5 protein-coding genes, 1 tRNA gene, 1 other RNA gene and 1 pseudogene are annotated in these 10,960 nt (G+C 71.6%); 3 read left to right on the plus strand and 5 right to left on the minus strand.

Features of this window, described 5'->3' with window-relative positions:
- From H9Y04_RS42045 to ffs, 4 genes are all read right to left on the minus strand, one after another.
- The coding region (locus H9Y04_RS42045) for a hypothetical protein (protein WP_308801972.1) at positions 1-1,782 on the minus strand (1,782 nt) is incomplete at its 3' end.
- A 283-nt stretch (positions 1,783-2,065) separates the two neighbouring features.
- A complete protein-coding gene (gene purD / locus H9Y04_RS42050; RefSeq protein WP_187819546.1) occupies positions 2,066-3,316 on the minus strand; it encodes a phosphoribosylamine--glycine ligase in 1,251 nt (416 codons plus the stop codon).
- A 269-nt stretch (positions 3,317-3,585) separates the two neighbouring features.
- A complete protein-coding gene (locus H9Y04_RS42055) occupies positions 3,586-6,015 on the minus strand; it encodes a DNA polymerase III subunit gamma and tau (RefSeq protein ID WP_187819547.1) in 2,430 nt (809 codons plus the stop codon).
- Positions 6,016-6,115: 100 nt separating this feature from the next.
- An RNA gene (gene ffs, locus H9Y04_RS42060) (signal recognition particle sRNA small type) lies at positions 6,116-6,214 on the minus strand.
- A 119-nt stretch (positions 6,215-6,333) separates the two neighbouring features.
- Here ffs and H9Y04_RS42065 point away from each other — a divergent pair.
- The 3 genes from H9Y04_RS42065 (at position 6,334) to H9Y04_RS42075 (ending at position 10,626) form a co-directional block, all read left to right on the plus strand.
- Positions 6,334-6,418, plus strand: a tRNA-Ser gene (locus tag H9Y04_RS42065).
- Positions 6,419-6,715: 297 nt separating this feature from the next.
- Positions 6,716-9,142 (plus strand): helicase C-terminal domain-containing protein, encoded by a 2,427-nt coding sequence (locus H9Y04_RS42070; protein WP_187819548.1) that lies wholly within the window; start codon positions 6,716-6,718, stop codon positions 9,140-9,142.
- Positions 9,143-9,204: 62 nt separating this feature from the next.
- Positions 9,205-10,626 (plus strand): ATP-binding protein, encoded by a 1,422-nt coding sequence (locus tag H9Y04_RS42075; protein ID WP_187819549.1) that lies wholly within the window; start codon positions 9,205-9,207, stop codon positions 10,624-10,626.
- A gap of 268 nt (positions 10,627-10,894) precedes the next feature.
- Here H9Y04_RS42075 and H9Y04_RS47870 read toward each other — a convergent pair.
- Positions 10,895-10,960 (minus strand): annotated as a pseudogene (locus H9Y04_RS47870) (pyridoxamine 5'-phosphate oxidase family protein); the annotation flags it as partial.

Raw genomic sequence — 10,960 nt, forward strand, 5'->3', positions numbered from 1 at the left:
GGGGTCGGCTGCGGGTCCGGCCGACGTGGGGTCGGCTGCGGGTCCGGCCGACGTGGGGTCGGCTGCGGTTTCAGTTGCGGCTTCGGTTTCAGTCGCGGCTCGGGCTCCCGCTTCCGTCGCCGCTTCCGCCTCCGCCTCCGTCAAGTCGGCGTCAGTTGAACGGAGTTCGGCGCCGAGCGCGGCGGCGGCCCGGGACTCCGGTGCGCTCTCCGTGCCCGACTCGCCCTCGCCGCCGTCCTCTTCGCACGGCCCGGACGACAGATGCTCCATCACTCGCGCCAGCGTGGGCGCCTGCGGGTCCATGTCCGGTGCCGTGGCGCGGCCGACGCCCAGGGAGTCCAGGGCGCGGTGCAGCCGGGCCGCGTCCGTGCGCCACTTGCGGTCGACGACCTCCTCCGGATACTCCTGCCAGTCGACCGGCGCCCAGCCCGCTCCCTGGTCGCCGTGGAAGAGCCGGGCCGCGAGCAGCGAGGCGGCCTCGTCCACCACACCGGGCTCTTCGAGCAGATCGCACGCGGGCCGCTCGCCGAGCCGCGAGGCGAAGCCCTCGGCGAGGCGGTCGCGCCGCGAGAGTTCGGTGAGCGCGGCCACCACACCGGCGTCGAGCCGGGACGGCCAGCGGCCCATGCGCCAGGCGGGCAGCGCGACCTTGGTGAGCAGCCGGTCCCAGCCGGCGTAGGCGAGCCCGACCTGTTCCTGGGCCATGATCCTCAGCCCGTAATCCACAGTCTGTGCACGGTCGGCGGCGGCGGCCGCGACCCCCCGTTCCATCTCGGCCGCGTGATCGCGGCAGGCGCGGAGCATCAGCCGGCAGACCCAGCCGACCCCCGCGAGCACCAGGCGCCCGGCGGGCCCGCGCCCGGGACGCTCCGCCACGGCGACCGCGGCGTCGAGGCCCCGTACGAAACGGCGGGCGGCGGCTATGTCGGGGTGGGCGGAAGGGCCCGTGCCGGCGACGACAGGGGCGAGGAGCGCGCGCAACTCGGCGACGCGCATCCACCACAGGAAGGGCGAGCCGATGACCAGGACGGGGGCGACCGGACGGGTCTCGGCCGCGTCCTCGCGCGCGGCGACCGTGTCGCGCCCCCGTGCGCCCGCTGTGTCCCGCAGCCCCGCTGTGTCCCGTACGGCTGCGGAATCCCGTGCGGCTGCCGAGTCCTGCCCCCGTACGACCGCGGCATCCGGCCCCTGCACGGCCGCGCTCACATCCCCCCGAGCCCCCGCTGCCGCGTCCCCTCGCAGGGTCCCGGCTTCATCCCCCCGTAGGTCCGTCAGACCGGCACCCGCATCCGGGGCCGCCACGTCACGCCGTATGCGTATCGCCGCGAGCACGCGCCGCAGCAGGCCCGGGCGGGCCGGGGCGTGGGCGCGGTGGGTGCGGTCCTCGAGCCAGCTGTCGCAGTCCGGAGTGAGGGCTATCGCGGAGGGTGCGGGGACGTCGAGGCGGTCGGCGAGGTCGCGCACCAGGCGATAGAGGTCCGGGGCGGATTTCTCGGCGATCGGCACGGTGGGGCTGAGGGCGGGCCGCGAGCGCGCCACGAACAGCGAGACGACGGTCGCGGCGAGCAGCACGACCAGGGCGACGGCGCTCGAGATCCAGCGCGCCAGATCCCAACTCCCGCCGGTCAGCCGCCCCGTGATCGCGCCCGCGAGCAGCACCACGGCCACGGCCGCGGGCAGCAATGCCACCGCGAGGGCCCTGCTGCGGACGCGCAGGACGGCAAGCGCGCGGGCGCGTGCGCCTACTGCGCCCCGCTCACCACCGATACCGGTTCCGGACACGGCCGGACGTCACCCCCTTCGTGCTGCGACGGCTCTGCTCACTCCCCCACTGTGGCACCCGTCACTGACATCGCAATGCCAGTGGGCTGTTTGGCTTCGGGTACCGGGAACGCTTGCGCCGCACCCTAGTTGGGGCCTCGGTGCCCGTCAGCCGGATGGGGGATCGGTCACTCGATGGAATGGCTTTGGGCAAAGGTGCATGACGAAACGGGACCGGATCTTGTGTCAGATCCGGCCCCGTGTTCGGCGCGCTACGGGCGTACGCCCGGTGGTACGCGGCGGCTCAGACGCCCGCCGCCTTGGCCGCGATGTCGGTGCGGTGCTGGGAGCCGTCGAGGCGGATCCGCGCGACGGCCCGGTAGGCGCGCTCGCGGGCCTCGGCCAGGTCCTTGCCGGTCGCGGTCACGGACAGCACGCGGCCGCCCGCGCTGACCACGGCGTCTCCCTCGTGCCTGGTCCCGGCGTGCAGGACGTACGCATCCGGGGCATCCTGTGCGGCCACCTCGTCGAGGCCCTCGATGACATCGCCCGTACGCGGGGTGTCCGGGTAGTTGTGCGAGGCGACGACCACGGTGACGGCCGCGTCCTCGCGCCAGCGCAGCGGGGGCTCGGCGTCGAGGGTGCCGTTCGCGGCGTGCAGCAGGACACCGGCGAGCGGGGTCTGCAGGCGGGCCAGGACGACCTGGGTCTCGGGGTCGCCGAAGCGGGCGTTGAACTCGATGACCCGTACGCCCCTGCTGGTGATCGCCAGACCCGCGTACAGGAGACCGGCGAAGGGCGTACCGCGGCGGCGCAGCTCGTCCACCGTGGGCTGCAGCACGGAGGCCATGACCTCGTCGACCAGCTTGGGGTCGGCCCAGGGCAGCGGCGAGTAGGCGCCCATGCCGCCGGTGTTGGGGCCCTCGTCGTTGTCGAGGGCCCGCTTGAAGTCCTGGGCGGGCGTGAGCGGGACGACCGTGACACCGTCGGTGATCGCGAACAGCGAGACCTCGGGGCCGTCGAGGAACTCCTCGATCACCACGCGGTCGCAGGCCCGGGCGTGGGCGCGCGCCTTGTCGAGGTCGTCGGTGACGACGACGCCCTTGCCGGCCGCGAGACCGTCGTCCTTCACCACGTACGGGGCGCCGAAGGCGTCGAGCGCCTCGTCGATCTCCTCGTCGGTGGTGCAGACGTAGCTGCGGGCGGTGGGGACGCCGGCGCCGGCCATCACGTCCTTGGCGAAGGCCTTGGACCCTTCGAGCTGGGCCGCTTCGGCACTCGGGCCGAAGCAGGGGATGCCCACTTCCCGTACGGCATCCGCGACGCCGGCGACGAGCGGCGCCTCGGGGCCGACGACGACGAGGTCGGCGGAGAGCTCCCGGGCGAGCGCGGCGACCGCGGCTCCGTCCAGGGCGTCGACCGGGTGCAGCTCGGCGACCTCGGCGATCCCGGCGTTGCCTGGCGCGCAGTGCAGGGCGGTCACGTCGGGGTCGAGGGACAGAGAGCGGCACAGGGCGTGTTCGCGGGCGCCGCCGCCGATGACAAGGACCTTCACGGTCGGAAGCCTAGCCGGTGGGGTCCGGTGGGTTTGTACGAGCGGGGGGCCGGGGGCTTGTGGGAAGGTCCGAAGCTGGGCGTCCCTTTGGGGGCTGCCGCCCCCTGCCCCGCCTGGATCCGTTTGCGGAGCTGGTCGTTGTGGCGGTGTTGCCCGGTGTGGGCGTGGAGGCTGCGCCCCCACACCCCGCCCCGCCTGGATCCGTTTGCGGAGCTGGTCGTTGTGGCGGTGTTGCCCCGTGTGGGCGTGGAGGCTGCGCCCCCACACCCCTATTCGTTCGCGATCTCTTCAATGATCGTGGCCCCGAGCTCGCGCACGATCAGGTCGTGGCCGCTCAGGGCGTTCTCGTCGAGGTCGGGGTCGTCCTCTTCCGGGATGTCGTCCTCGATGGAGACCGGGGGCGGCTCCTGGTCGTACGAGCCCTGGTTGCCGTGGCCGTTCTGGCCATGGCCGCCCTGATTGTACGAGCCCTGGCCGCCCTGGTTGTACGAGGACGGGGCCGGCGCGGGCGCCGACTGCTGCGGAGCCGGGGACTGGGTCTGGGGCGCCGCGGCGGCCGGGGCCGACTGCTGGGGCGCCGGGGCCTGGGGCCGCTGCGGTGCGGAAGCGCCACCGTACGACCCGGTCTGGCCGCCTCCGTACGTACCGCCGGAGCCGCCGAAGCCGGTGGCCGCCGGGGGCGGGTTGGAGCCGCCCGAGGGGTCGATGATCGCCTCGATCTTCCAGTTCGCCTGGAACTGCTCGGACAGCGCCTGCTTGAGGACGTCCTCGCTGCCGCTGCTCGTGAAGTTGTCACGGGCGCCCGCATTGAGGAAGCCGAGCTGGAGGGTCTGGCCGTCGAAACCCGCGACCTGCGCGTTCTGGCTGAGCAGGATCCAGGTGAAGCGGCGGCGGTTCTTGACCGCCTCCAGGATGTTCGGCCACAGCGCGCGCACGTCGAGGCTGCCCGGCGGCGGGGCACCGAGCGACGGGGCCGGTCCCGCCTGGGTAGCGGGGGCGGCGGGCGGCGTCTGTGGGCGGGAGGCCTGCGGTGTGCTCGCGGCGCTCGGGGCGCCGCTGCCTGCCGAGGCCGCGGTGGGCCAGCCGCCGGGGCGGCGTTCGGCCGGGGCCGCGGGGGCGCCGCCCGCGGGTGCGGCGCCGGGCTGGCTGCCGGATCCGGGGGTCGCGGCGCCGGGCCAGGCACCGGGGCGCTGGGCCGGGGGGTCGGCCGGGGTCTGGGCGGGTGCGGGCGCCTGTGTGGGCGCGGGGGCTGCGGGCGCTTGAGCCTGGGGAGCCGGGGCCTGCGGGGCCTGGGGCTGAGGTGCCTGAGCCTGAGGTGCTTGAGGTGCCTGAGATGCCTGCGGCGCCTGTGCACCGGGCGTCGCGGCACCGCCGCCCGAAGCCCCCCGCACCGCGGCCCGGGCCGCGGCCGCACCGCCGCCGGGCGGCACCGGGGCGTCTCCCGGAGCGTCCAGCGGGGCATGGGCGTCGGGGCCGGGAACGTATGCCATGGCGGGCATCTGTCCGCCGCCACCCGCGAAGCCGCCACCGCCGCCGCCCGCGCCACCCCGCTCCAGGCGGTCGAGCCTGGCCAGCATGGAGCGCTGGTCGTCGTAGGCCGCGGGCAGCAGCACCCGCGCGCAGATCAGCTCGAGCTGGAGGCGGGGCGATGTGGCGCCGCGCATCTCGGTCAGGCCCTCGTTGACCAGGTCGGCGGCGCGGCTGAGCTCGGCGGCGCCGAAGTTCTGCGCCTGGGCCTGCATCCGCTCGATGAGGTCGGCGGGGGCGTCGATCAGCCCCTTCTCGGCGGCGTCCGGCACGGCCGCGAGGATCACCAGGTCGCGCAGCCGCTCGAGCAGGTCGGCCACGAAGCGGCGCGGGTCGTTGCCGCCCTCGATGACCCGGTCCACGACCTCGAAGGCGGCGGCGCCGTCACCGGCCGCGAACGCCTCGACGACGGAGTCGAGCAGGGATCCGTCCGTGTAGCCGAGCAGGGCGGTCGCCATGGCATACGTCACACCGTCGTCGCCCGCGCCGGCGAGGAGCTGGTCCATGACGGACATCGAGTCACGTACGGAACCGGCGCCCGCGCGCACGACCAGCGGCAGCACCCCGTCCTCGACCGGCGCCTTCTCGCGCCCGCAGACCTCGGCGAGGTACTCGCGGAGCGTGCCGGGCGGTACGAGCCGGAACGGATAGTGGTGCGTACGCGACCTGATCGTGCCGATGACCTTCTCGGGCTCGGTCGTCGCGAAGATGAACTTGAGGTGCTCCGGGGGCTCCTCGACCACCTTGAGCAGCGCATTGAAGCCCGCCGACGTGACCATGTGGGCCTCGTCGATGATGTAGATCTTGTAGCGACTGCTCGCCGGGCCGAAGAAGGCCTTCTCGCGCAGGTCACGGGCGTCGTCCACACCACCGTGCGAAGCGGCGTCGATCTCGATGACGTCGATCGAACCCGGCCCGTTGCGCGCCAGGTCCCGGCAGGACTGGCACTCGCCGCAGGGGGTGGGAGTGGGACCTTGCTCACAGTTGAGACAGCGGGCGAGGATGCGCGCGCTCGTCGTCTTGCCGCAGCCGCGCGGGCCACTGAACAGGTACGCATGATTGACCCGGTTGTTCCGCAGCGCCTGCTGCAGCGGGTCGGTCACATGCTCCTGCCCGATGACCTCGGCGAACGACTCCGGGCGATAACGGCGGTACAGCGCAAGGGACGACACGCATACGAGGTTATCGGCCCGCACTGACAGCCCGGTCCACGAGCGGATTTCCGGGGCCTCGCGAACACCTCCGGGAAGCTCTTCCGAGAAGCTGTCCGGGAACGCAAGCGCCCCCCACGCACCCGCCAGAGCCAACCTACCCTTGCTGCCTTCCGGCCCTGGGGGAGTTCAGTCAGATAGCGCCACGTGAGGGGCTGCACCCAGGGTACCCGATCCGGACCCCTGCGAACGAGCCCGTCCCGATCACTCACCCGTCACCCACCGGACCTCAGGGAACGGGTTCGCGAGCACTCCTCCGAGTCTTGTATTGTTTGCGGCGGAGGATTCGCCTAGTGGCCTAGGGCGCACGCTTGGAAAGCGTGTTGGGGGCAACCCCTCACGAGTTCGAATCTCGTATCCTCCGCAGTCGCCTGACCAGGCGAAACGAAGAGCCGAGCCGCAATCGCGGCTCGGCTCTTCGGCGTGCGTTGGTTGCAGTTTTGGTTGCATTCATAAGCGGTGATTTAGGGCATTTTGATGGGTGAGCGGCTCTCTCGCGCTGCGCGTAGGGGCAGCCCATGAAGCGCCCATCGCGCGCCCGGGGGCGCCCTGTTCTCGTGTGGGTCCATGCGATCGCGGGAGTGCGCCATCCTTGGACCCGGCGCCGGACCGGCTCCGGCCCCGCTATGGCATTCCCTGGCCTGACGAGGTGCACCCCCACATGAAGTCCCGATCAACGCTGGCGACATGGCTCGGCAGCCTCGACGACTCCCGTCTGGCGCGCGTGCTCGTGACGCGGAAGGACGCCATGTCCCCTCCGGAGCCTCGCTCGGTGGGGGAACTGGCGGACCGTCTTCAGCGCCCGGGGTCGGTGGCGCTCGCCCTGCCGCAGTTGGCGCTACCGCACCTGCAGGCGGCAGAAGCGCTGGCGGCTCTTGGGGCACCCGCGTCACATGCTGCCCTGGCGCAGTTGCTGGGAGCAACGCATGACGAAGGCACACGCGCGCTGGACGCCGTGCTGAGGGAACTGGCCGATCATGCTCTGGTCTGGCCGGACGGGGACGGGAAACTCCGCATGACCGCACCACTGCGGCAGGCATGGGACACACCCCTCGGGCTCGATGTCGCGCTGGAAGAGCTGCTGGCGGGCACAGCCTCCGACGAACTGCGCGGCATGCTGGTGACATTGGGCCTCAAGCCGCCCGGCACCAAGCAGCAGCGGCTGGCCGCTCTGGTGGAGCATCACAGGGACCCGGAGCAGATCGCCTCAGCGGTCGCGAAGGCCCCTGCGGCGGCCCGGAAGTTGCTCGACCGCCGAGCGGAAGGTCTGCCGAGGCAGCCGCAGTTCATTGCGTTCGGAACGCCTGACCCCAGCTCTGAACCGGGGGAACGCTGGGCACTGGACCGGGGACTCCTGGTCCAGGACCGTCGGCGCTACGGCCCGGCCCGTATGCCTGCCGAGGTGGCGCTCGCGCTGCGCGGGCCCGGTTGGCACGCCCCCTTCCAACCCACCGCACCTTCACCGAAGTTGGCGCCTGTCACGCCGCCAGAGGTGGACCGCGAGGCGTCGGCCGCGGCCACGGCGTTCGCTGCCAGTGCTGCCTCGGTTCTGTCCGTCTGCTCGGTGGCAGCACCGACGCGGTTGAAGTCCGGCGGGATCGGCGCACGGGAACTGGTCCGGATCTGCAAGGCTGCCCATGCCGACGACGCCGTCGTACGCATCGTCTTGGAAACCTCGTACGCTGCCGGGCTCCTCGGCCGGGACGGTGATCACGTGGTACCCACCGAGGCATACGACGCCTGGGCGGAACGGGAGCCCTCGGAGCAGTTCGCCGTGCTGCTCCAAGCATGGAAGAACCTGACGCTCACCCCTGCTCAGGCGCGCGACGAGGACAACAAGGCACTCCCCGCTGTCGCGGGTGCACCCCCCTGCGGCGGCTGCGTGCAGGCCCGCCTCGGGCTGTTGGCCGCAGCCGCACAACTCCCGGCCGGGCAAGGCGCAAGGGCCGCCTCAGAGCTGGGGCCGCTGATCGCCTGGCACCGCCCACTCGCCGATTCATCACCCCAAAACGGAACACCGTTCGCCGCCGTGATCCATGAGGCCGAGCTCCTCGGCGTGCTCGCGCGTGGCGCCCTGTCCACCCTCGGCGTCCACCTGCGGACCGGTGACGCCGAGGGGTTGAGCACCGAGTGCCGGCGGCTGCTCCCCTCGGCAACGGCAGTGGCTCGGATCGGCGCCGACCTCACCGCCGTCGTCACCGGCACGCCGTCCACGCGACTGGCCGCACTGCTGGACTCCGTCGCCGACCGCGAGACCAGCGGCACGGCGTCAGCGTGGCGGTTCAGCTCCAGCAGCATCCGCCGGGCTCTGGATGCGGGCCTCACCCCCGAGGACATCACAGCCGACCTCGCCACTGTCGCCGCAGGATCCCTGCCACAGCCACTGGCGTACCTGATTGCCGACACCGCCCGCAGCCACGGGCGCGTGCGCATCGCCCCCGCCGCCTGCGTGCTCCACAGTGACGAGCCCGCCCTCCTGGCCGAACTGGCCGCCCACCGCGGACTCGCGAAGCTCGGACTGCGACAGCTGGCGCCGACCGTGCTGATCAGCCGCAGCCCGCTGGCCACGACCCTCGCCGCGCTCCGGGCCGAGGGCTACGCCCCTGTCGCCGAGACCGGCGATGGCACGGTACGCATCGACAAGGTCCGGCCTCGGCGGGCCACCACTCTCGTTCCGAGCCCGCGCGGCGCCGGGAGAAGGGACAGCCGCCGGAGCAACCCCGCACTTACAGAGAGGACGCCGGCCACCGTCGACCCGAACACCTTGGCCACCCGGCTGCTGGCCGCCCCGCCGACACTCCCGGATCCCGCGCCGCTCGAGGGCGGGGTTCCCTTCGGCACGGACACCGAGGAGATCGTCGCCGGGTGGGCGAAGCGGCTTCCTTACAGCGATGTCCGCCAGCTCGCCCATGCCATCGACACCAGCGAAGCCATCACCGTCGAATACGTCGCCACCTCGGGCAGCCGGACCGTGCGCACCCTCAGCCGCCTCACACTCGATCCGCCCTACCTCGAAGGCTGGTGTCACCTGCGGGAAGCCGAACGCGTCTTCACCCTCTCCCGCATCCACAGCGTGATGCCCGATTAGTCGCAGGACGGTAGCAGTAGAGATAGTATCTCAAGCGACACTATCTCTACGGAGAGGTTGGCATGCGTCGTTTCATCGGGCGGAACCGGGAGCTGGCCGTACTCAGTGATGCCTTCCAAGCGGTGCGCGGAGCCATCGGGTCGGCAAAGCCAGGCCAGTGCATTCTGATGCGGGGAAGGCGACGCGTCGGCAAGTCCAGCCTCGTCGAAGAGTTCCTGCGGCGCACCGAGACACCGAATCTCTTCTTCACCGCGGCGGGCGGCACAGCAGAGGACGAACTCACAGAGCTGCTCGACGCCGTCGCCAGGTCCACCCTGCCGGAGCGTGACCTGTTCGCCGAGGAGACACCGGCGCAGTGGAATGCCGCCCTCAGGCTGCTTGCAGAGACCCTGCCCGACGACAGCCCGAGCGTGGTCGTCATCGACGAGGTCCCGTATCTGATGGACCGCATCGACGCCTTCGAGGGCATGCTGCAGCGGGCCTGGGACCGCCTGCTCAGCCGCAAACCCGTGCTCCTCCTCCTGGTCGGATCCGACCTGTCGATGATGGAGGCGCTGAACAGCTACGACCGCCCGTTCCACCAGCGCGGCCGGGAAATGGTGGTCGGGCCTCTGAACCCGGCCGACATCGGCGAGATGCTCGACCTGCCACCAGCGGCCGCCTTCGACGCCGCTCTGATCACGGGCGGGCTTCCACTGATCTGTGCGGAGTGGCGGACCGGAGCTGACATCTGGGACTTCCTCCGCGACTCGCTCGACAACCCGATCTCGGCGCTGCTGGTTTCCGCGGAGCGCTCGCTGGCCGCGGAGTTTCCACCGCAGGCGATGAGCGGGGAGGTCCTACGAGCCATCGGAAGCGGAGAGCGAACCTTCACCAACATCGCGCGTGCCGCCGGCGGCATCGCCCACACCACACTCACCCGCGCCACGGAAGTCCTGACCGAGAAACGGGTGGTGGCAGCCGAACTGCCCCTGTCCCTGCGCCCTTCGAAGGAGCGCCGCTACCGGGTGGCAGACCCCTACCTGCGGTTCTGGCTCATGTTTCTTGATCCACACATGGCGGAGATCGAGCGGATGCGCGGGGATCTCACGCTCAGCCGGATCAAGGAGCAGTGGACGAGCTGGCGCGGCCGCGCCGTCGAACCCCTGGTCCGGGAATCCCTCGCCCGACTCCTACCGGACGGGCTCCTGCCCGCCGCTCCGGCGATCGGCGGGTACTGGACCCGAAGCAACGACATCGAAATCGACCTGGTCGGCGCCGACCGACAGCCGGTGGCCAAGGAGCTGCTCTTCCTCGGCTCGGTCAAATGGTTGGAGAACTCCGCGTTCGACAACCACGACCTGGCCTCACTGCAGAAACATCGGGCGGCGATCACCGACGAGCCGGTACCGCTCGTGGCGGTCTCCCGCAACGGAACCAGCTGCTCCGGACTCCAGGCAGCGTACGGCCCCGAGGAACTGCTCAGGGCGTGGCGCAGGACTTGAGCAGGGTCGGGGCTCCGTGGTTGCACTTCTGGTTGCATTCACCGGCGTACAGCACCGTTCAGAAGCCCCGTCACCACCTACTGCAGCGCAGGTCAGGACACTCCTGATCTCTCCCGGACCTCCAGACGAACATTTGGAAAGCGTGTTGGGGGCAACCCCTCACGAGTTCGAATCTCGTATCCTCCGCCTGATCAGAGGCCCGGACCGTTTCACGGTCCGGGCCTCTGGCGTTTCTCCGGATCGGTTTCCGTCTCGGTCGGGCCCGGCGTCATGTGCCGGTGAGCTTGTCGAGGTCGGGGGCGTAGACGGTCATCCAGTGCGGGTTCAGCCGGTA

The sequence above is a fragment of the Streptomyces polyasparticus genome, assembly GCF_014493765.1.
GTDB lineage: Bacteria > Actinomycetota > Actinomycetes > Streptomycetales > Streptomycetaceae > Streptomyces > Streptomyces polyasparticus.